This is a genomic window from Idiomarina sp. ST20R2A10, from assembly GCF_051842345.1.
GTDB classification, from domain to species: domain Bacteria; phylum Pseudomonadota; class Gammaproteobacteria; order Enterobacterales; family Alteromonadaceae; genus Idiomarina; species Idiomarina loihiensis.
In genome coordinates this window covers 94359-114904 of sequence record NZ_JBNIEY010000005.1, presented here as the reverse complement: position 1 = coordinate 114904, position 20546 = coordinate 94359, and the positions used below count along the sequence as shown (strand labels likewise).

At 48.1% G+C, this 20546-nt stretch carries 18 protein-coding genes; 8 read left to right on the top strand and 10 right to left on the bottom strand.

From position 1 onward, the window contains the following. Positions 1-22: 22 nt before the first annotated feature. The 8 genes from ACP7H9_RS09225 to ampD form a co-directional block, all read right to left on the bottom strand. Complete coding sequence (locus ACP7H9_RS09225; protein WP_145914804.1) at positions 23-376, bottom strand: hypothetical protein; 354 nt, start codon at positions 374-376, stop codon at positions 23-25. 11 nt (positions 377-387) lie between these two features. After that, positions 388-2457: a M13 family metallopeptidase gene (locus ACP7H9_RS09220; protein WP_439222610.1), complete on the bottom strand. Its 2070-nt coding sequence runs from the start codon at positions 2455-2457 to the stop codon at positions 388-390. 134 nt (positions 2458-2591) lie between these two features. Then, on the bottom strand, positions 2592-4019 hold the full coding sequence (gene lpdA, locus ACP7H9_RS09215) for a dihydrolipoyl dehydrogenase (RefSeq protein ID WP_011233721.1): 1428 nt from the start codon (positions 4017-4019) through the stop codon (positions 2592-2594). Positions 4020-4130: 111 nt separating this feature from the next. Beyond that, positions 4131-5909, bottom strand: a complete 1779-nt coding sequence (gene aceF, locus ACP7H9_RS09210; RefSeq protein ID WP_439222609.1) for a dihydrolipoyllysine-residue acetyltransferase — start codon at positions 5907-5909, stop codon at positions 4131-4133. 12 nt (positions 5910-5921) lie between these two features. After that, on the bottom strand, positions 5922-8594 hold the full coding sequence (gene aceE, locus ACP7H9_RS09205; RefSeq protein ID WP_011233719.1) for a pyruvate dehydrogenase (acetyl-transferring), homodimeric type: 2673 nt from the start codon (positions 8592-8594) through the stop codon (positions 5922-5924). Between the two features lie 25 nt (positions 8595-8619). Further along, positions 8620-9366 carry a pyruvate dehydrogenase complex transcriptional repressor PdhR gene (gene pdhR, locus ACP7H9_RS09200; RefSeq protein ID WP_011233718.1) on the bottom strand — a complete coding sequence of 249 codons (747 nt, stop codon included), beginning with the start codon at positions 9364-9366 and terminating at the stop codon, positions 8620-8622. An 85-nt stretch (positions 9367-9451) separates the two neighbouring features. Further along, on the bottom strand, positions 9452-10276 hold the full coding sequence (gene ampE, locus ACP7H9_RS09195; RefSeq protein ID WP_439222608.1) for a beta-lactamase regulator AmpE: 825 nt from the start codon (positions 10274-10276) through the stop codon (positions 9452-9454). Positions 10277-10286: 10 nt separating this feature from the next. Then, on the bottom strand, positions 10287-10835 hold the full coding sequence (gene ampD / locus ACP7H9_RS09190) for a 1,6-anhydro-N-acetylmuramyl-L-alanine amidase AmpD (protein WP_110013585.1): 549 nt from the start codon (positions 10833-10835) through the stop codon (positions 10287-10289). A gap of 67 nt (positions 10836-10902) precedes the next feature. On the opposite strand from ampD, the gene nadC reads away from it, so the two are divergent. The 8 genes from nadC (at position 10903) to yacG (ending at position 17330) form a co-directional block, all read left to right on the top strand. Then, the gene (nadC, locus tag ACP7H9_RS09185; protein ID WP_110013584.1) at positions 10903-11772 is read left to right on the top strand and encodes a carboxylating nicotinate-nucleotide diphosphorylase; all 870 of its coding nucleotides are present in this window, start codon (positions 10903-10905) and stop codon (positions 11770-11772) included. Positions 11773-11871: 99 nt separating this feature from the next. Further along, on the top strand, positions 11872-12369 hold the full coding sequence (locus tag ACP7H9_RS09180; RefSeq protein WP_439222607.1) for a pilin: 498 nt from the start codon (positions 11872-11874) through the stop codon (positions 12367-12369). Further along, positions 12369-13682: a GspE/PulE family protein gene (locus tag ACP7H9_RS09175; RefSeq protein ID WP_439222606.1), complete on the top strand. Its 1314-nt coding sequence runs from the start codon at positions 12369-12371 to the stop codon at positions 13680-13682. Before ACP7H9_RS09180 ends, ACP7H9_RS09175 begins: the two co-directional genes overlap by 1 nt. Next, entirely contained in the window at positions 13669-14847 is a 1179-nt protein-coding gene (locus tag ACP7H9_RS09170) for a type II secretion system F family protein (protein WP_439222605.1), read from the top strand. Before ACP7H9_RS09175 ends, ACP7H9_RS09170 begins: the two co-directional genes overlap by 14 nt. Before the next feature lie 15 nt (positions 14848-14862). Then, positions 14863-15723: a prepilin peptidase gene (locus ACP7H9_RS09165; RefSeq protein ID WP_439222604.1), complete on the top strand. Its 861-nt coding sequence runs from the start codon at positions 14863-14865 to the stop codon at positions 15721-15723. Between the two features lie 2 nt (positions 15724-15725). Next, entirely contained in the window at positions 15726-16334 is a 609-nt protein-coding gene (coaE, locus tag ACP7H9_RS09160; RefSeq protein WP_439222603.1) for a dephospho-CoA kinase, read from the top strand. Between the two features lie 40 nt (positions 16335-16374). Beyond that, positions 16375-17139: a cell division protein ZapD gene (gene zapD, locus ACP7H9_RS09155; RefSeq protein ID WP_034818590.1), complete on the top strand. Its 765-nt coding sequence runs from the start codon at positions 16375-16377 to the stop codon at positions 17137-17139. Beyond that, positions 17136-17330 carry a DNA gyrase inhibitor YacG gene (yacG, locus tag ACP7H9_RS09150; RefSeq protein WP_011233708.1) on the top strand — a complete coding sequence of 65 codons (195 nt, stop codon included), beginning with the start codon at positions 17136-17138 and terminating at the stop codon, positions 17328-17330. Before zapD ends, yacG begins: the two co-directional genes overlap by 4 nt. A gap of 35 nt (positions 17331-17365) precedes the next feature. On the opposite strand, the gene mutT is transcribed toward yacG, so the two are convergent. Together mutT and secA are read right to left on the bottom strand one after the other, a co-directional pair. After that, positions 17366-17782 (bottom strand): 8-oxo-dGTP diphosphatase MutT, encoded by a 417-nt coding sequence (gene mutT, locus ACP7H9_RS09145; protein ID WP_011233707.1) that lies wholly within the window; start codon positions 17780-17782, stop codon positions 17366-17368. A gap of 6 nt (positions 17783-17788) precedes the next feature. Next, positions 17789-20506, bottom strand: a complete 2718-nt coding sequence (gene secA / locus ACP7H9_RS09140; protein WP_034818594.1) for a preprotein translocase subunit SecA — start codon at positions 20504-20506, stop codon at positions 17789-17791. Positions 20507-20546 lie beyond the last annotated feature (40 nt).

Sequence of the window (20546 nt, the reverse complement as noted above, 5' to 3'; positions counted from 1 at the left end):
GTTTAAGACGTAAAAACTGGGCTTAAACTGCGTATTTCGGCGGACGTATCAGCGTTTCAGTAATAACCGGAAGGTTTGAATAAAGGGGATGGGCAGCGTGCGTGGATGCTGCTGGCGAAAGTTGTTTGAATGGGTTCAACAGCGCCAGTTGACCCGCACAATGTTGTTCACACTGCTGGCAAAAGGAGCTTTCACTGTCGCAGTTCGATTGCTCCATTGATATATCGGACTCATCACAACAGTCATGCTGTGACATATCCTGAGATGACGAAGCACTAACGGTGTCTGACATCGGCATAGCATGCACTGCTGGTGAGGAGAAACTCCCCACCAGCAGTGCTGTAACCAATATCCAGACAACCGTTAATGTTTTCATAGTCCGCTATATTACCAGATAGTAACGCGGTTTTCAGGTGCAACGTACAATTCGTCACCTTCTTCAACATCAAAGGCTTCGTAGAACGCCGGAACGTTAACAACAGTACCATTTACTCGATACTCCGCCGGCGAGTGCGGGTCACTCATAACCTGCTCACGAATTGCGTCTTCGCGATACTTGCCGCGCCATACCTGAGCCCAGCCAATGAACACGCGCTGTTCACCGGTAAAGCCGTCAAGAACTGGGGCTTCTTCGCCCTCTAATGACATTTTGTAGGCTTCGTACGCGATGGTCAGGCCGGCTAAATCGCCGATGTTTTCACCCAGAGTCAGGTCACCATTAACATTAAGGCCTTCAATTGGCTCGTACTGGCTATACTGTTCAGACAGTTGCTGAGTCCGTTCCTCGAACGCCTTTTTATCAGCATCAGTCCACCAGCTTTGCAGGTTACCGTCGCCATCATATTTGGCGCCCTGGTCGTCAAAACCGTGTCCCATTTCGTGACCGATTACCGCACCGATACCACCGTAGTTTACTGCCATTTCGGCGTCCATATCAAAGAATGGAGGCTGCAGAATGCCAGCCGGGAAAACGATTTCGTTACGTACCGGGCTGTAGTAGGCATTGACTGTTTGCGGAGTCATACCCCAGTCTTCTTCATCAACAGGACCACCAATTTTGGCAATTTCTTCCTGATAATTGAACTCGGCGTAAGCTTTGTAGTTAGCAACTAAGTCAGTTGACGAAATTTCCAGTTCGCTGTAGTCACGCCATTTGCTTGGATAACCTACTTTAGGGTCAAATTTCTTCAGTTTTTCCAAAGCTTTTTCTTTGGTTTCGTCCGTCATCCACTCCAGGTTACGAATAGACTGATCATAAGCGTCACGGAGGTTTTCAATCAAACCTTCCATTTTCTCTTTAGCTTCTGGCGGGAAGTACTCTTTAACGTAGACTTGACCTAACACTTCACCTAATACGCTGTTGGTTGCATCAACCGCGCGTTTCCAGCGAGGTTCCTGCTCTGGTGTACCACGTAATGTTGTGCCGTAAAAATCAAAGCGACGCTTGCTGATATCTTCGCTTAACGCAGAAGCGTACTCGTTCACAAGACGGAAGCTCAAGTAGTCTTTCCACGCCTGTAAGTCCACTTCATTAAACAGTTCACCAAATTCTTCAAAATAAGATGGCTGACGAATAACCATTTCTTTTACATCAGATAACTCAGACGTCTCGATAAACTTTTTGAAATCAAAGTTGTTAAGCATTTCAGCAACTTCGTCGGCTGATTTTTTATTGTAGGTTTTATTCGCATCGCGGCTTTCTACGCGGCTCCACTGAATTTCTGCCAGTTGAGTTTCTAACTTCAGAATACGCTCTGCGGCGCCTGCTGCGTCTTCGACCCCAACCATACCCAGAATGTCTTCCGCGTATTCGACGTATGCGTTACGGAATTCTTCGAACTTTTCGTCGTCTTTCAGGTAATAGTCACGATCCGGCAGACCTAAGCCTGACTGAGAAACATACATCGCGTTAATTTGCGGGTCTTTCGCATCTGGGTAAACATAAAAACCAAATGGAACTGAAACGCCACCACGGAACATGCGTGCCATATGCTCAGCAACTGAGTCGTAATCTTCCAGTGCCTGAATAGCGTCTAAGTCACTCGTAATTGGTTTTGCGCCTAGCTCATTCAGTGTTTCAACATCCATATAGGCATTGAAGAAGTCGCCAATTTTACGCTCGTTTGTGCCTGGTTCAGGGTTAGAAGAGGCTGCTGATTCAATGATATCGCGTAAACGTTTCTGATTTTGTTCGCGCAAATCGAAAAACGAACCTACAGATGAGCGATCAGAAGGGATTTCTGTTTTATCAATCCAGGTACCGTTTACATAATGGAATAAATTGTTCTGCGGTTTAACACTGTGATCAAAGTTCTCAAGTACAACGCCAGAGCTCAGTTCTTTTTTTGCTTCTTCAGCCTGCTGGGTTTGTTGTTTTGATTCTTCCTGCTGTGGAGAACAGGCGCCCAGAGTTAAAGCCATAGATACGCCAAGCGCTACAGCGGTTAATTTTTTCATCGGTTATTACCCTTTCTTTTGTGTTCGTTATTTTAACCCCACTAAACTAGCGCATTGTTAAATTCAGCGCAAAAAAAACGGCTGCATTCGCGATGAATGCAGCCGTTTTACCGATGATTTATCGTAACAAAATGTTACTTCTTCTTTTTCGCCTTAGGATTCGGCATATCGGTAATAGCACCTTCCTGAATTTCAGCAGCTAAACCAACTGATTCATGTAAGGTTGGGTGTGCATGAACAGTCAGAGCGATATCTTCTGCATCACAGCCCATCTCAATTGCCAGGCAAACTTCGCCCAACAATTCACCAGCGTTAGTGCCACACATAGAACCACCAATAATACGGTTGTTCTTATCAAAGATGAGCTTGGTCATGCCTTGCTGTGCGTTTGAAGCGATAGCGCGGCCTGAAGCTGACCAAGGGAAAGTCACTGCATCATATTCGATGCCCTGCTCTTTCGCTTCTTTCTCAGTAACACCTGCCCAAGCAACTTCCGGGTTAGTGTACATGATAGAAGGAATGACTTTAGGTTCGAAGAAGTGCTTCTTACCGGATATCACTTCTGCCGCCACATGCGACTCATGTACCGCTTTGTGCGCCAACATGGGTTGGCCAACAACATCGCCAATGGCAAAGATATGGTCAACATTGGTGCGCATTTGGCTATCAACTTTGATAAAGCCACGGTCGTCGACATTAACGCCAGCTTTGTCTGCGTCAATTTTATTACCGTTTGGTGCGCGGCCTACAGCAACCAGTACAGCGTCGTACTTGACTGGATCTTTTGGCGCTTTATCACCTTCAAAGGTCACATACACACCGTCTTTTTTCGCTTCAACATTGGTCGCTTTGGTATTGAGCATAATATTCTCAAAACGGCCTTTGATTTGCTTGTTGAAGTTCTTGATGATGTCGGCATCCGCTGGCGGTACCAGTTGGTCCGTCATTTCAACCACATCAACCTTAGAACCTAGTGATGCGTAAACCTGCCCCATTTCCAGAGCGATGATACCACCGCCTAACAATAACATTTTCTTAGGAATTTCTTTCAGTTCCAGCGCGTCGGTGGAATCCCATACGCGGTCGTCGTCATGTGGAATGAACGGCAATTTAATGGCTTGAGAGCCTGCAGCAATAATCGCGTTATCGAATTTAACTTCGGTTTCGCCGTCGTCGCCTTCAACTTTAATGGTGTTGCTGCCGGTAAATTTGCCGTAACCGTTAACAACTTTTACCTTACGCATTTTTGACATCTGACCAAGACCGCCGGTTAACTGGCCAACCACTTTTTCTTTGTGTTTGCGCAGCTTATCCAGGTCGATTTTCGGTTCGCCAAACTCAATACCTTCTTCTGCCAGGTGCTGAGCTTCTTCAATGTGCTTGGTCATGTGCAGCAATGCTTTTGACGGGATACAGCCAACGTTCAGGCAAACACCGCCTAAGGTGCTGTAACGCTCAATCAAAACAACATCCAGACCCAAGTCAGCTGCACGGAAAGCTGCTGAATATCCGCCCGGGCCCGAACCTAACACCACTACCTGTGTTGTAATTTTGTCGCTCATGTTAACCCCTTTTTTGTCACAGCCAGTTGAGCCACCAGCTGCGCTCAGTCAACGCTAAATGTGGCGCTATTGTAGCGCGAATTTTTTCGTATTTCCTACCCCAATTGGTGCTTAAAGCACCAATTTGCGGATATCTCCCAATACACCACTTAAATAGGCGGTGAAACGCGCGGCCTCAGCACCATCAATAACACGGTGATCGTATGACAACGATAATGGCAGAGTCAGACGTGGTTCAAACTCTTTGCCGTTCCATTTCGGTTTCATCTCGTTACGAGAAACCCCGAGAATGGCCACGTCAGGAGCATTCACGATAGGCGTAAAGGCTGTACCACCAATACCGCCCAGGCTGGAAATTGAGAAACACCCACCTTGCATATCGGTTGCTTTCAACTTACCGTCACGCGCTTTCGAGCTAATTTCCACCAGCTCTTCCGAAAGCTCGTAAATGCCTTTTTTGTCGACATCACGAATAACCGGAACCACCAGACCATTTGGCGTATCAACCGCAACGCCAATGTTCACGTACTTCTTCATGTACAGTGATTCACCAGACTCTGATAAGGACGAATTAAAGGTCGGGAACTCACGCAGGCCTTTGGCACACGCTTTCAAAATAAACACTAACGGCGTTATCTTGAAGCCCAGATCTTTCTTCTTAGCCACTTCGTTTTCTGACTTACGGAAGTTTTCCAGCTCAGTAATATCGGCCTCATCGAACTGTGTTACGTGAGGGATAGTCACCCAGTTACGGTGCAGGTTTGGTCCAGATTTACGCTGAATGCGCGACAACTGAACTTCTTCCACTTCACCGAACTTGCTGAAGTCGACCTTAGGCGGGTCAATAACCTGTAATCCACCGCCACCCTGGCCTGTTGCACCAGCCACGGCTTTTGGACGGGACAGTTCGTATTTAACAAACTCCTGCACGTCTTCTTTCAGTATACGGTCTTTAGGGCCCGAGCCTTTCACTTGCGATAAGTCGACACCAAATTCACGTGCCACACGACGTACCGCAGGTGACGCATGCAGAATGCCTTCTTTACGATCGCTACGTTGGCTTGGATGATCAGGAACCGGCGGCTGGCGTTCGCTACTTGGCTTAACGCTACTACCACTGTCTTTTTCTTGCTTCTGGTCTTTATCTTCGGACTTCTCGCCAGAGTCTTTATTAGATTCTGACTTCTCTTCTTTCGCTGAGTCTTTCTCTTCAGCTTCAGAGTCATCAGCGCCACCAGAAACTTTCAGCTTGGCAATAACCGAGCCCTGCGACACCTTGTCGCCGACTTCAACCAGCATTTCTTCAATTTCACCGTCTTCCGGGCAAGGCACATCCATGGTGGCCTTATCGGTTTCTAGTGTAATTAAACCGTCTTCAGCAGACACTGAATCGCCTTTGGAGACCAGAATTTCGATGATTTCAACATCTTCTTCATCACCAATATCCGGCACTTCCACGTCTATGACTTTGCTGCTACCACCAGAAGATTTTTTCTCAGATTCAGAGTCTTTGTCTTTCTCCTCTTCCTCTTTCTCTTCCGATTCTTCAGCCTCGTCATCGGCTTCTTTATCGTCGCTTTCTTCCTCGTCGGCTTTATCGCTGGCTTCTTCAGAGTCTTCACTGTCAGAGTCATCCGACTCTTCCGAGTCACCGGAAGCTTCGATCATAGCCAGCACGTCGCCTTCGCTAATGGTGTCGCCAACTTTTACTTTCAGCTCGGTAATTTTACCGCCTGAAGACGCCGGAATATCCATAGAAGCTTTGTCGCTTTCGACAGTAACGATACCGTCTTCCTGCTCAACGGTATCGCCTTCACTGACCAAAATTTCAATGACTTCTACTTCTTCGCCGCCCACGTCGGGGACTTTGAGTTCGATTTGATCGGCCATCTCAGTACCTCCTTATGCTAAACGCGGGTTCAGCTTGTCAGTGTCGATATCGTAGTCTTTGATAGCTTTAGCTACCACTTTCTTATCGATATCACCTTGGTCTGCCAGCTCTTTCAGTGCTGCAACCACAATATAGTGCGGGTTCACTTCAAAGTGCTTACGCAAGTTAGCGCGGCTGTCTGAGCGTCCAAAGCCGTCGGTACCTAATACGCGGTAAGAGGTTGGTACCCAGGCGCGAACCTGATCAGCGTACAGCTTAATGTAGTCGGTTGCCGCTACTGCCGGTCCTTTCGCCTTTTTCATCACTTGCGTAATGTAGGCTTCTTTTTCTTTCTTCTCAGGGTTCAGCATATTCCAACGGTCAGTATCCAGACCATCGCGCGCCAGCTCATTGAATGAAGTTACGCTGTAAACCGTTGAGTTCACGTCGTACTCTTCAGACAAGATTGTCGCTGCTTCACGCACTTGCTGCAAAATAGTACCACTGCCTAACAACTGAACATCGCCTTTAGCTTTGTTCTTGGCCTTCACTTTATCCAGTTCGTAAATACCTTTGATGATGCCTTCTTCGACACCTTCCGGCATTTCTGGTTGATGGTAGTTTTCGTTCATTACGGTTAGGTAATAGAAAACATTTTCCTGATCGCCAAACATGCGCTTCAGACCATCGTGCACGATAACTGCAATTTCATAACCGTAAGTCGGGTCATAGCTAATGCAGTTTGGCACCGTGCCAAAGTGAACCATGCTGTGTCCGTCCTGGTGCTGCAGACCTTCACCGTTAAGCGTTGTGCGACCGGCAGTACCTCCGACCAGGAAGCCGCGGGTCTGACTGTCACCTGCGGCCCAGACTAAGTCACCGACTCGCTGGAAACCGAACATTGAGTAGTAAATGTAGAACGGAATCATCGGCTCGTTATTTAACGAGTAACTGGTACCCGCTGCAATCCAGGACGCCATAGCACCGAGTTCGTTGATGCCTTCCTGAATCACCTGGCCTTTTTTATCTTCACGATAATAGGCAACCTGGTCTTTATCCTGCGGCGTGTATTTCTGGCCATGGTGCGAATAAATACCCACCTGACGGAACAAGCCTTCCATACCAAAGGTACGAGCTTCATCCGGAATAATTGGCACAATACGTTTACCAATTTTCTTGTCTTTCAGCAGCGCTGTCAGTACACGAACAAAGGCCATAGTTGAGGAAATTTCACGATCCCCTGAACCTTTCAGAACCGCATCAAAAGCTTTCAGTGCGGGCAGCTCAAGCTCAACATCGCTTTCCGGACGACGCACTGGCATATAACCACCGAGCTTCTCGCGACGCTCGTTCAAATACTTCATTTCATCGCTGTCGTCGTCAAACTTGTAGTAAGGCAGGTCTTCCAGCTCTTTGTCTTCAAACGGGATATTGAAACGGTCACGCATGTGCTTAACCGCGTCTAAATCCATTTTCTTAACCTGGTGGGCAATGTTTTTACCTTCGCCCGCAGCACCCATGCCATAACCTTTTACGGTTTTCGCTAAAATAACCTGTGGCCGACCTTTGGTATTAGCGGCTTTATGGTACGCCGAGTAGACTTTTACCGGGTCATGCCCGCCACGGTTTAAGCGCCAGATGTCTTCGTCAGACAAGTTGGCGACCATTTCTTCGGTTTCAGGGTACTTACCAAAAAAGTTTTCACGGGTGAACTTGCCACCTTTGGCTTTAAAGTTCTGGTAATCACCGTCAACGGTTTCTTCCATTAACTGCTGCAATTTACCTTCGGTGTCGCGGTACAACAGCGGATCCCAGTAGCGCCCCCAGATAACTTTAATCACTTCCCAGCCAGCGCCGTGGAAGTTGCCTTCCAGTTCCTGGATGATTTTCCCGTTACCACGTACCGGGCCATCTAAGCGCTGCAGGTTACAGTTAATAACAAAGGTCAGGTTGTCCAGCTCTTCGCGAGCAGCCAGACCAATAGCACCTAAGCTTTCTGGCTCGTCGGTTTCACCGTCACCTAAGAAGCAGTAAACGCGTTGTTTCGAGCAGTCTTTAATGCCGCGGTCAGTCAGGTACTTAAGGAAGCGGGCTAAATAGATAGCCTGAATTGGGCCTAAGCCCATAGAGACCGTCGGGAACTGCCAAAAGTCCGGCATTAAGTTCGGGTGCGGATAAGAAGGTAAGCCTTTACCGTCGACTTCCTGACGAAAGTTATTCAATTGCTCTTCGGTCAAACGTCCTTCAATGAAGGCCCGGCCGTAGATACCAGGTGACACATGCCCCTGGATAAACAGGAAGTCACCACCATCGTCTTCATTTGGCGCACGGAAGAAATGGTTAAAGCCAACATCGTATAACATCGCCGAAGAAGCAAAACTGGCAAGGTGGCCACCTAACTCTTCGCCTTTTTGCGATGCACGCAACACCATCATGGCGGCATTCCAGCGAATGGCTGAACGAATGCGCGATTCCAGCGTCTGGTTACCCGGCATAGTGGGTTCCTGACTGGCAGGAATGGTATTCAGATATGCCGTGGTTGGCTTATACGGTAAATAAGCGCCATTGCGACGAGCTTTGTCGACCAGTTGCTCTAACAGATAGTGCGCTCTTTCCGGGCCTTCAGCCTCAAGCACCCCCTCAAGAGCGTCTAACCACTCTTGAGTTTCCTGCTGGTCGACATCTTTGTTTAATTCTTCACTCATAGCTATTCCTTACCTTTTTATCAATTCAGGAACGTCGTAGCGAACGTTGAATGCGTGACTGTTCTTTGCCTAAGTTTAACAATGTCTGTTCAATATAGGCTAAATGTTGATGACACGCATCCCGCGCTTGCTCCGGTTTACCGGCAACAATGGCACTAACCAGCTGCTGACGGTGTTGATTCAGTTTTCCCAGCAAGTCGTCACGACCCGCCAGTATTTCCAGGTTCTGCCTAATATTTTCGGCCAGTAATTCCTGCATGCCGTGAATGACATGCAACAAAATAACGTTGTGCGAGGCCTCTGCAATACGGTGATAGAATTCCACTATTGCATTGACCTGATCATCGATGCTGTTAGCCCGGCTATTCTCTAAGTCTTTTATACTCTCAGAAATCCGATCCAGATCGGCCTCGGTGCCTCGTAATGCTGCATAAAAGGACGAGATGCCTTCCAGTGCATGACGGAACTCAAGCAAATCAAACTGCGACTCAGGGTGCTTGGCCAAGAGCTCAAACAGTGGCTCTGTTAGTTGCTCATTGATGCTATTCACAACGTAAGTTCCGCCGCCCTGGCGACGTTCTACCACACCTTTGGCTTCCAATTTTTGAATGGCTTCGCGCAGCGATGGGCGTGAAACATTAAATTGCTGAGCCAGTTGACGCTCTGCCGGCAGTTTTTGCCCGGCACTAAGCCGACCATCGACGATCATCTGTTCCAGATGCGCCACGATAGTGTCGGAAAGCTTCGTCTGTTTTATGGGTAAATCTGGCATAACGGTGAATTGGTCAGACCAAAAGATGCGGTTATTCTAAATCATTTAACGGCTGAGCCCAAATTTTTCTCAGCTGGTACAACCTCTAATTCACCCAACCCGTTAAGGTTAAGGCGGCAATAACACACACCCAGAAAATCTGCTGGCGGCGCATTAAGCGCAACTGGCAAGCGATGTGCTCGGTTCTGTCGTCGGGGTGCTGAGGGATGTCTTCTGCTTTGCTGGCGACATTAAAAAGCAGTTTATCCGGGTCGGCCTGCGGGTTCAGACTGTGCTTGACCCAAACTGGGAACGCCCGCGAAAAATGCCCGACAATTAATAAACCGAATCCAGCTAAGCGAGCCGGAACCCAGTCTGCAAACCACATAAATTGCTGCCAGAGTTTAGTCGACTCCGGTTCGCTTATTTGCTTCTCGGCATAACGCAGACTGGCGTATACCAGAGCGCCGAAACTGCCAAACAGCACAAAATAGAACATTACCGCAATATATTGCCGGTAATTGATCCAGATTAACGAGTCACTTAACTGCTTTGGCTGATGCTGCCCGGCAAATTCAGTTAATGCGTGTTGATGTTCATTTACCTGTTGTTCATCGCCCCGGTTTGCGGCCTTTAAATAAGCCTTATAGCTTTTGCGGGCGGGCTCGCAATTCATCGCCAGCAGTAAAGACAAAATACTGACAATAAAGGTCACCATCAGGTTGTCCAACACCACCACTAGAAAACCGACAGCCAAAGCAGGAACTAGCAGGCGAACCAGTTGCAGTGGCTCACTTTCCCATTTTTCGTTTGTAAGCCGTGCCGCACTCCAGTGTTGCCAACGTTCCATATAGAAAGCCCAGTGCAAGAATGCAGGGCTGTGGTACAAACGCTCAACGCTTAGTGCTATCAGCAACGCAATGAGGACCATTCATGACTCCTTATAGGGCATTTAAATAGGTTTGCCAGTCAAATTCACTGCCCGGGTCGGTCTTGCGGCCCGGAGCGATATCCTGATGACCGACAATACGTCGACGGTTTAACTTGGGATATGTGCTGATTAACGCCTTAGTGACTGCAATTAATTGTTCGTACTGCTGTTGAGTATAGGCACTGTAGTCGGTTCCTTCGAGCTCAATGCCTATACTGAAATCGTTACATCGTCTGCGCCCGCAGTAACGGGACATACCGGCGTGCCAGGCTCGTTTATCAAAGGGCACGTATTGCTCAAGCGTACCGTCCCGGCGGATCACACAATGGGCAGACACCCTCAGTCCGTTCAGAATAGCAAAGTCCGGGTGTTCATCGGGTTCCAGTTCGCCCAGAAACAACTGGCGAATATAAGGTGTACCATATTGTCCTTCCGGCAGACTAATACAATGAATGACCAGCAGACTGACTTCCGCGGTCTGTGGGCGCTCATCGTAATGCGGGGACGGATGCTGCACCGCAGTCGTTATTTTATGATTTTTTATCGGGTCGCTTTTCACAGGCTCAACAAAACGGTAAAGTTTGCCCCCTAGTATCCGTATTGTCTGTTAAAAGGTAAAGCCATCTATGAGTCAGCCCGAGCTGCAACTTGCTATTCAGGACGGTGTGCGCGCCGCACTAAAGGAAGATTTATCCGGCGAAGACGCCAGTTATGATATTACTGCGCAACTGATTCCGGAACAAAGCCAGTCCCGCGCCAGCATTATTACCCGCGAAGACGCTGTCATTTGTGGTTGTGCCTGGGTTGATCAGGTGTTTCGCCAAATGGGAAATCACGTGGAAATTGAATGGCTGGTAAAAGACGGCGATAACGTGAAAGCCAATACGGAGCTCTGCCGTTTAAAAGGCCCCAGCCGCATTTTGCTAACCGGTGAACGCACGGCGCTGAACTTTTTACAAACCTTATCAGCGACTGCGACCACCACTTATCACTACAGCAAATTGCTCGACGGTTATAAAACGCAACTACTGGATACCCGAAAAACTCTGCCTGGCATGCGTTTAGCGCAGAAATACGCGGTGCGTTGCGGCGGCGGTGTGAATCACCGCATTGGTTTATTTGATGCCTACCTGATTAAAGAAAATCACATTTTTGCCTGTGGGGGCATTGCTCAGGCTGTAACTGCGGCCAAACGCCTGAATCCGGGTAAAACGGTGGAAGTTGAAGTCGAGAATTTGGATGAATTCGGACAGGCTCTGAAGGCCGAAGCCGACGTGATTATGCTGGATAACTTCAGTATTGAAGACATTAAGCAGGCCGTACAGCAAAACCATGACAATGCCGGGCACAGCGCGCAACTAGAAGTTTCGGGTAATATTACCGATGAGCGTTTGCCGGAACTGGCTGCCACCGGGGTTGATTTTATCTCCTCCGGCGCTTTGACAAAGAACGTCCAGGCAATTGATTTATCAATGAGAATTTCAGAAGATAGCTAGAAAATGGCGGTGGATAGCCAATAACTTACAGGAAAATAGAATTTACTAATTCGCCCGGGTGAACCACAGTTCTGCTGTTCTTAAACAGGGAGCTGAATTATGCAGGAAGCACATTTTCACCGTTTACCCGTTCTTCGTTTATCCGTTCTTCGTTTTCCAGGTAAGGGTTTTAGTCTTATCGAGATGATGGTCGTGGTGGCCATCATTGCCATCCTCTCGGCTATTGCCGTTCCGTCGTACACCTATTACACCCAGCAGGCCAAAGTCAGTAAAGCCTTAGCCCATGCTCAGCCACTACAGCTGGGTATTGCTTTGTGCTGGCAAATTGAGGGGCAGTTAAACCAATGCAATCAGGCCGGAAATAAAGGCATACCCGGCTTACCTTCGCCTTTACCCGATGATCTCAGCGACATCAGTCTGACCGAATCCGCTGCCGTGCGCCTAACTCTAAACTCAGTCAATATTAACAATCAGCCACTGCAGATTGAACTGACACCCAACGCCGAGAATACGCATTTAGACTGGAACATTGCCTGTTCCGATTACAGCGAAATTCGCTCAGTGGTGCAAAACTGTGAACAGCAGGTAAGCTACTAATGACTGACTTCGCGTGTTGTTCACTCACTCATCTGGCCGGGCAGACGAGTTCTTCTGAGAATGAGCACGACCCTTTTCTACAACAACATGGTTTGCTGCTTTTTGCTCAGGGGAAAACATGGCTCATGTTAGTACAACAACCCGGGTTTGCCCCGGTCGACGAGGTATTACTGAGCTTTTACAGCGATAAAAAAGTATTGCTGATTCGTGGTAAAGGCAAGCGACCTGGTATTCAATTGCCAAAGGACTCAGCTATCGAATACGTTGACCAGCTACTGTTGTACTGCTCAGAAAAAGGGCTATCTGACCTGCACCTGCAACCTCTGAACCAAGGTGTTGTTGTCAGAGGCCGGGAAGCCGGAGAGCTGCGCCGTTTAGATTTTATAGCGCGAGAATTTGCTCAACAGGTTTATTCGCGTATTAAAGTACAGGCCAACCTTGATTTAACCGAACAACGCCAACCGCAGGACGGACGCTTGTCCGTGCAATCCGGTGATAACACGCAACTGGAATTCAGATTAAACTGCTGTCCGGTTATCGGTGGAGAAAAGTTGGTGCTGCGGTGCTTACAGCCAACACACAACATTACCCCCTTACAGAAAACCGGACTGCTGGAACAACAGTATCGTTGGTTTGCACGCTGCTTAGGTCAGAAGCAGGGGTTAATTCTGGTGACCGGCCCAACCGGTAGTGGCAAAACTTCAACTTTGTACAGTGCAATGAGCCAACTGGATACTGAGCGCAGCAACGTTTGCAGTGTTGAAGATCCGGTTGAAGTTCCGCTGCCGGGCTGCAGTCAGGTAATGGTCAATACACGCCAGGGACTGACCTTCGCATCGATTCTACGCGCCCTCCTCCGACAAGACCCCGATGTTATCCTTATTGGCGAAATCCGCGATGCAGAGACAGCCAAAATTGCCGTGCAGGCAGCGCAAACGGGTCATTTAGTTCTGAGTTCACTGCATACCAACAACTGCCTGGATACGTTAAAGCGTTTGCATTCCTTGGGTGTTAACCCGCTGGATATTCGCAGCTCATTAAAGCTTATTGTCAGCCAACGTTTACTGCCAGTAGCCGAGCGCCACAACCAAACGGAGAAAAACCGCCAGGCGGTGTTTGAGGTTGTGCCCTGGTTGGATGACTCTGAAGAGCAAGTTCAGAAACTAATCAGCTCGCGAGCCTCCATTAAAGATTTGCGCCACTATCTGGGCCATTTGAAGCTTCCGGATTTTTCGCAGGCGCTACAGCATTATATCGATACCGGTTTGATTAGCAGTGCAGAGAAGGAGCGTTTCAGTTATGCAGACTCTTAATCACTGCTGGCAGTGGCAGGCAGGCAATTCATCCGGGCTGGTTCATGCAGACTCACTGTTGCAGGCGAAACAGCTGTTATCGCAACATCATATCCGTTGTACAAAAATAAAACGCTTATCGAAGCGTCAGAGAAAACTTATTAGGCCTAAATTATCGCTCTGGTACATTCTGTTGCAACAAACCGCCAGTTTACTGGAGAGTGGCCTGCCGCTTTCAGAAGCTCTGCGGCACAGTATTTGCGAAACTAAGTCCAGAAGCCTGCGCTGGTTAATTGAAGATTGTATTCGCAGCATTGAGCATGGCTTCTCTTTCAGTCGAGCACTGACTTATTATGAACACTGGTTACCCAAAGCTGACATAAATGCCATAGCCTGGGCGGAACAAAACGGACAGCTTGCGGATGCGTTACAGCAGTTACAAGAACTGGAAAAACGCCAGCATCAACTGAAAAAGCAATTAACCAAAGCGCTGCGTTATCCCGTCATTGTATTACTCGTGGCAGCTGGTGTTTGCTTCATGATGATGGGCTGGGTTTTGCCTGCCTTTGCTCAGCTTTTTGGCGAAGGCGAACTACCCTGGCTCACTGCCGTTTTACTGAATTCATCAGCTTTTTTGAAAGAGCAGGCATTTGTCATTTTCAGTGCGATATTAGCTGCGGCAGTTACTCTTTTGACCTTTAAAAACAAAGCTCCGCTGTTCTCCCAACGCACACTTGCTCAATTACCCGTTATTGGTCAATTGCTGCAGGATATTAAACTGCAGCAATTGTTTCATCGGTTGGCGGTAGCTTTGCGTGCTGGTATTGAAACCCGGCAAGCTATTCTCAGCACCGAATCGTCTTTGAGCTGGCTCCCCCATAAAGCAGCCTTGCGTCAAATTCATAATCAGCTAGAGTCTGGTAACGGTTGGGTAGACAGTTTCCGCTCCAGTACGCTGAATGAGCCCCGCACTCTCAGTTTTCTTAAAGTTGGCGAGCAAAATGGTAAAATCGATAACGCCTTCGCCGCACTTGCCGATTTCAAGCAACAACGTTTTGAGGAAAATTGTGAGCGCCTGATTGCACTGGCAGAGCCCTTGCTGATGGTCGTTTTAGGCGGCATTATAGGCACTCTTTTGGTCGCTATGTATTTACCGCTGTTTTCCATGGGGCAGCAGTTTCAATAACTAAGGAATAGAAGTATGGAATACTTGCTTGCTGCCGGGTCGTTACCGACATTGGTGGTCGCGCTGGCGCTGGGCGCCGTTATCGGTAGCTTCCTGAACGTAGTGATCACCCGACTGCCAATACAGCTGGAACGCCAATGGCAGCGCGAATGTGCCGAAATGAACGGTACGCCGGTAACCGAACAGGACCGCTTTTCCATCGCGTTTCCGGGCTCCCATTGTCCTGAATGCAAGGCCTCTATTGCCTGGTACGATAATATTCCGCTGTTGAGTTATCTGGTTTTGCGCGCTCGCTGCCGCCATTGTCAAACTCGCATTCCGGTTACCTACTGGCTAGTTGAAATTATCAGTTGTCTGGCGTTTGGCTTAATAGGCTGGCATTTCGGGTTCACGCTACCGGCGCTGGTGTATGTTACGGTCTTTTCGTTATTAATTTGCCTATTCGTTATCGACTGGCGTCATCAGTTACTGCCGGATCAGCTCACTTACCCTTTACTCTGGGTTGGTTTACTCTGGTCTATCTCTGATTTAAGTGACATGACTCCGGCCTCCGCAATTATAGGTGCCGCAGCGGGTTATCTTAGTCTTTGGAGCGTGTTCTGGGTCTATAAGCTCATCACAGGCAAAGAAGGTATGGGTTATGGTGACTTTAAACTGCTGGCAGCTATTACCGCTTTTACCGGCGCGACTCTGTTGCCTGTCACTATTCTTGCCAGCTCGGTTTGCGGAGCCGTAATAGGCCTGATTATGTTGCGCCGGCAAAGTCGCTCACAACCTATACCCTTTGGGCCCTTTCTAATCGGCGGAGGGCTGCTGAGTTACTTCTATGGTATGGAGCTGTTGTTCAGCTACTGGCATTGGTTAGGAGGCGTTTAAAAGTGACCTACGTAGTGGGTGTAACCGGGGGAATTGGTAGCGGAAAGTCAGCAGCCACAGCCGAGTTTGAAAGGCTGGGTATAACCGTGATCGATGCTGATATTGTCTCCCGTCAGGTGGTGATGCCGGGCAGTCCTTGCCTGCAGGCTATTGCAGAGCATTTTGGTCGTGACCTGTTGACGGACAAAGGCGAGCTTGATCGCAAAGCGCTACGCCAAAGAGTATTCTCTGACCCCACAGAAAAAGACTGGTTGAACAGCTTGTTGCACCCCGCCATACGTGAAGAAATTCTGGCTCAACTGGAACAGGCCAATTCGCCCTATGTGATTTTATCGGCGCCGCTATTGCTGGAAAATAATTTGGATAAATACTGCCAGCGCGTATTAGTGGTAGATGTTTCAGAAGAATTACAATTACAACGAACGATTCAGCGCGACGAGAGTCCAAAAGAGGAAGTTGAGGCTATTATGAAAGCTCAACTGAGTCGCGAGACACGACTTCGCAAAGCGGACGATATTCTGAATAACGAGGGCAGTATCGACGAATTGCGTCGACAAGTTAACCAACTGCATCAGCGCTATCTTGCGGCAACCGTTGCACAGGAAAAGTAATCCGCTATCATAGAAACAGAGTTCAACAATCGGCAACCGCATGACATCTACTGATAACGACAACATTCTCTATGAATATCCGCTTCAGGAGCGTATGCGAACTTATTTGCGTTTAGAACATGGCTTCGAACAGTTAAAAGCCAGCCGAGTCTGTTTTGATGAACAGGCTGAACCCTTTTTTAACGCCCTGTTTGCTGTCACCGAACTACTTGAGCGCTGTGACATCCGTACCGAACTGACGAAAGACTTAGAGCTCGACAAACAGCGTTTACAAAAATGGGAAGAGCACCCCGATGTTGACCGCGATGCATTGCGAAGAACCATTAATGAAATTGAGCATTGCATCAACACGCTTCAGGATATTCCAAAGTACTTGCGCCAACTCAAAGACGATGCACTGCTAACGAGTATACGCCAGCGATTCAGCCAGCCGGGCATGAGCGGCTTATTTGAATTACCTCAGCTACATTTATGGTTAAGTCAGTCTGCTGAAGAAAAGCGGCAACAATGTGAAAGCTGGAGTCAGACACTGGCTTTTGTTGAACTGGCTATTACCTTAAAACTGACATTATTACGCGAGCAATCCGTTTTTGCGCCAATACAATTGCAAAATGGTTTCCTGCAGGAAAGTTCAGAGCAACTGCTTGCCATGCTGCGAATTAAGGTCCCCCGCTCTGCCAAGATTTATCCGGTCATCAGTGGGCATCGGCAGCGATTTACGGTACGATTCATGCCTTTACCCGGGGAGAGCAAAGAAACATCCCTGCACGATATTGAATTTGAACTAGCAAGGTGTAGTCCATGAGTATTAGTGTTAACTGCCCAACCTGCCAGACTAAGGTAGAGTGGTCAGAAAAATCCCCTGCCAGACCTTTTTGCAGTGAGCGATGCAAGCTGATTGATTTAGGTGAATGGGCAAACGAGGAAAAAAGCATCCCGGGCGAGCCAGTTGTCATAGCTAACGACGACTATAACAACGAAGAATCAGATTATTAGTTCAGGTAGTAGCCATTAGAGTACGAGTTGCTGTACTAATAAGCGTTCAATGACTGCATAATGCATTCGACAATGGGTTGATTAGCTTCCGGAAACTGGAATGCATCCAGCTGGTTTTTATCAACCCAACACCAGTCCTGACCTTCTAACTGACGCGCTTCACCGCTGTATGAAAGCACCCACCAGACATCGAGTAAAACTCGCTTATCTTTGTACTGATGCTCTATGACGGTTAATGGAGCCATGTCGGTCACATCAATACCGCACTCTTCTTTTAGTTCGCGCTGCAATGCTTGTTGAACATTCTCGCCAGCTTCGACTTTACCGCCGGGGAATTCCCACTTACCACCCTGATGTTGTTCAGGATGACGTTGAGCGATAAAAATTTCGCCCTGTTCATTTTCAATCACGCCTACTGCCACATGGACAGCAGGCGATTTTTGGGTCTCCATAAAAACCTATAGTTTACCGTGACAATGTTTATATTTTTTGCCTGACCCACAAGGGCATGGCTCGTTACGCCCCACTTTTGCGCCTTTACGAACCGGTTGTCCCTGAGCATTATCAGTGTTTTTCTGAGGCTCTTCAGCTGCCGGGCCACTTTGCTCATGGCGGAACTCACGTGGCGCGCTATCGGCTGCTTTACGTTGTTCATCTACTGCGTCCACATCTTCCTGAGCTCGTACTTTCACCTTGCTCAGAATAGTCACAACGTCGAGTTTCAGGGCTTCCAGCATCTCGGTAAAGAGTTCAAAAGCCTCTTTTTTGTATTCTTGTTTCGGGTTTTTCTGAGCATAACCACGTAGGTGAATACCCTGACGCAGATGATCCATTGCTGCTAAGTGTTCTTTCCAGTGCTGGTCAAGGCTTTGCAACATGATGGATTTTTCGAAGCGGCGCAGCACTTCAGGCCCCACCATCTCTTCTTTTTCCTGGTAAGCTTTAACCAGCTCTTCCAGTACCCGCTCCCGCAACACTTCCTCATGGAAATGCTCTTCTTCGTCCAGCCATTGCTGTAGTGGCAGCTCGATGTGGAAGTCACCACGCAGACGCTCTTCCAAACCTTTTAAGTCCCAGAGCTCAGCCAGAGACTGAGGCGGAACGTACTCGCTGATCACTGAATTGATCACGTCGTCACGTATCGCAACGATGGTTTCAGAGATATCACCTTCGTCCAGCAATTCATTACGCTGGTCATAGACAACACTACGCTGATCGTTGGCTACATCGTCATACTCAAGCAATTGTTTACGGACATCAAAGTTACGTCCTTCCACCTTACGTTGCGCATTTTCAATAGCTCGCGTTACCCAAGGGTGTTCAATGGCTTCGCCTTCTTTCATACCCAGACGCTTCATCATAGTTCCAATGCGGTCTGAAGCGAAAATCCGCATAAGTGGATCTTCCAGCGACAAATAGAAACGCGATGAACCCGGGTCACCCTGACGACCAGCACGACCGCGTAACTGGTTATCGATACGACGCGACTCATGGCGCTCAGTACCAATAATGTGCAAACCGCCAGCCTCAATTACGGCATCATGCAGTTTCTGCCAGTCTTGCTTTATTTTCTCGATTTTGTCGTTAGATGGTTCTTCCAGCTTTTCAACTTCAGCCATCCAGCTTCCGCCCAGAACGATATCGGTACCACGTCCGGCCATGTTGGTCGCAATGGTCACCGTTCCCGGACGGCCTGCCTGAGCAATAATGTCGGCTTCGTGTTCGTGGAATTTAGCGTTCAGTACCGCATGAGGAATTTTCTTTTTCTTCAGCAACTGCGACAAGAGTTCAGAGTTTTCAATAGAAACCGTACCCACCAGCACCGGGCGCTTCTGCTTACGACACTCTTCAATGTCTTCGGCTATAGCTTCGTATTTTTCCAGTGTGGTCAGATAAATAAGATCGGCTCTGTCATCACGAACCATTGGTTTGTTGGTTGGCAGTACAATGGTCTCCAGACCATAAATAGACTGGAACTCGAAGGCTTCAGTATCGGCTGTACCGGTCATACCGGCTAGCTTGTTGTATAGACGGAAATAATTCTGGAAGGTAATAGATGCCAATGTCTGGTTTTCGTTCTGAATTGGCACGCCTTCTTTGGCTTCTACTGCCTGATGCAGACCTTCAGACCAACGGCGACCTTCCATTGTACGTCCTGTATGTTCATCGACAATGACAACCTTGTCGTCTTTGATGATGTAATCCACATCTTTTTGAAATAGATGATGAGCGCGTAAAGCAGCATTGATATGGTGCAGTAAACTGATATTAGCGGCTGAGTATAGCGAATCATCAGCGTCCAGCATGCCTTTCTCTTTCAGCAGCTCTTCAATGTGTTCCTGACCGTGTTCGGTAAGATGCAGCTGCTTGGCTTTTTCATCAATGGTAAAGTCGCCGTCGCCTTGTTCTTCTTCAGTGTCTTCTTTTTCCTGACGAACCAAGTGTGGAACCAGCTCATTCATTTTGCGGTACATTTCTGAACTGTCTTCAGCCGGACCGGAAATAATCAGCGGCGTACGGGCTTCATCAATCAGAATTGAGTCGACTTCATCGACCAAAGCGTAGTTTAATTCGCGCTGAACCCTGTCCTGTGGCGCAAAGGCCATATTGTCGCGCAGGTAATCAAAACCAAACTCGTTATTGGTACCGTAAGTAATGTCGGCCTGATAAGCCGCTTTCTTGTCTTCAGGCGCCATGCCCGGAATGTTGAACGCTACGGTCAACCCAAGGAAGTCAAATAATGGTTGGTTGAATTCAGCATCACGCTTGGCCAGGTAATCGTTCACCGTAATAATGTGAACGCCTTTACCCGGTAACGCATTAAGGTAAGCCGGTAAGGTCGCTGTCAGCGTTTTACCTTCACCCGTTTTCATTTCTGCTATGCGGTTATCGTTCAGTACCATACCGCCAATAAGCTGTACATCGAAGTGACGCATCCCGAAAACACGTCTGCTGGCTTCACGAACGGTAGCAAAGGCTTCGGGTAAAATTTTCTCTATGCGCTCACCATCGTTCAGACGCTTGCGAAATTCAGCGGTTTTCTCTTTTAGCTCGGCATCACTTAACGCTTCAAACTCGGGTTCCAGCAAATTAATTCGCTCAACGTCTTTCTTCATAGTTTTGAGAATGCGATCGTTGCGACTACCAAATACTTTTCGAAACAGACTGCCTAGCATGAGATTGATTTATCCTGTGTTACTTTCCTGAACAACAAAA

What these genes read in the sequence shown, in the direction of transcription:
- nadC (WP_110013584.1), top strand. Translation starts at nt 10,903, where the DNA reads ATGAGTCAGCCCGAGCTGCAACTTGCTATTCAGGACGGTGTGCGCGCC.
- ACP7H9_RS09180 (WP_439222607.1), top strand. Translation starts at nt 11,872, where the DNA reads ATGCAGGAAGCACATTTTCACCGTTTACCCGTTCTTCGTTTATCCGTT.
- ACP7H9_RS09175 (WP_439222606.1), top strand. Translation starts at nt 12,369, where the DNA reads ATGACTGACTTCGCGTGTTGTTCACTCACTCATCTGGCCGGGCAGACG.
- yacG (WP_011233708.1), top strand. Translation starts at nt 17,136, where the DNA reads ATGAGTATTAGTGTTAACTGCCCAACCTGCCAGACTAAGGTAGAGTGG.
- zapD (WP_034818590.1), top strand. Translation starts at nt 16,375, where the DNA reads ATGACATCTACTGATAACGACAACATTCTCTATGAATATCCGCTTCAG.
- pdhR (WP_011233718.1), bottom strand. Translation starts at nt 9,366, where the DNA reads ATGCCAGATTTACCCATAAAACAGACGAAGCTTTCCGACACTATCGTG.
- ACP7H9_RS09170 (WP_439222605.1), top strand. Translation starts at nt 13,669, where the DNA reads ATGCAGACTCTTAATCACTGCTGGCAGTGGCAGGCAGGCAATTCATCC.
- secA (WP_034818594.1), bottom strand. Translation starts at nt 20,506, where the DNA reads ATGCTAGGCAGTCTGTTTCGAAAAGTATTTGGTAGTCGCAACGATCGC.
- aceF (WP_439222609.1), bottom strand. Translation starts at nt 5,909, where the DNA reads ATGGCCGATCAAATCGAACTCAAAGTCCCCGACGTGGGCGGCGAAGAA.
- ACP7H9_RS09225 (WP_145914804.1), bottom strand. Translation starts at nt 376, where the DNA reads ATGAAAACATTAACGGTTGTCTGGATATTGGTTACAGCACTGCTGGTG.
- ACP7H9_RS09220 (WP_439222610.1), bottom strand. Translation starts at nt 2,457, where the DNA reads ATGAAAAAATTAACCGCTGTAGCGCTTGGCGTATCTATGGCTTTAACT.
- aceE (WP_011233719.1), bottom strand. Translation starts at nt 8,594, where the DNA reads ATGAGTGAAGAATTAAACAAAGATGTCGACCAGCAGGAAACTCAAGAG.
- ACP7H9_RS09165 (WP_439222604.1), top strand. Translation starts at nt 14,863, where the DNA reads ATGGAATACTTGCTTGCTGCCGGGTCGTTACCGACATTGGTGGTCGCG.
- lpdA (WP_011233721.1), bottom strand. Translation starts at nt 4,019, where the DNA reads ATGAGCGACAAAATTACAACACAGGTAGTGGTGTTAGGTTCGGGCCCG.
- mutT (WP_011233707.1), bottom strand. Translation starts at nt 17,782, where the DNA reads ATGGAGACCCAAAAATCGCCTGCTGTCCATGTGGCAGTAGGCGTGATT.
- ampE (WP_439222608.1), bottom strand. Translation starts at nt 10,276, where the DNA reads ATGGTCCTCATTGCGTTGCTGATAGCACTAAGCGTTGAGCGTTTGTAC.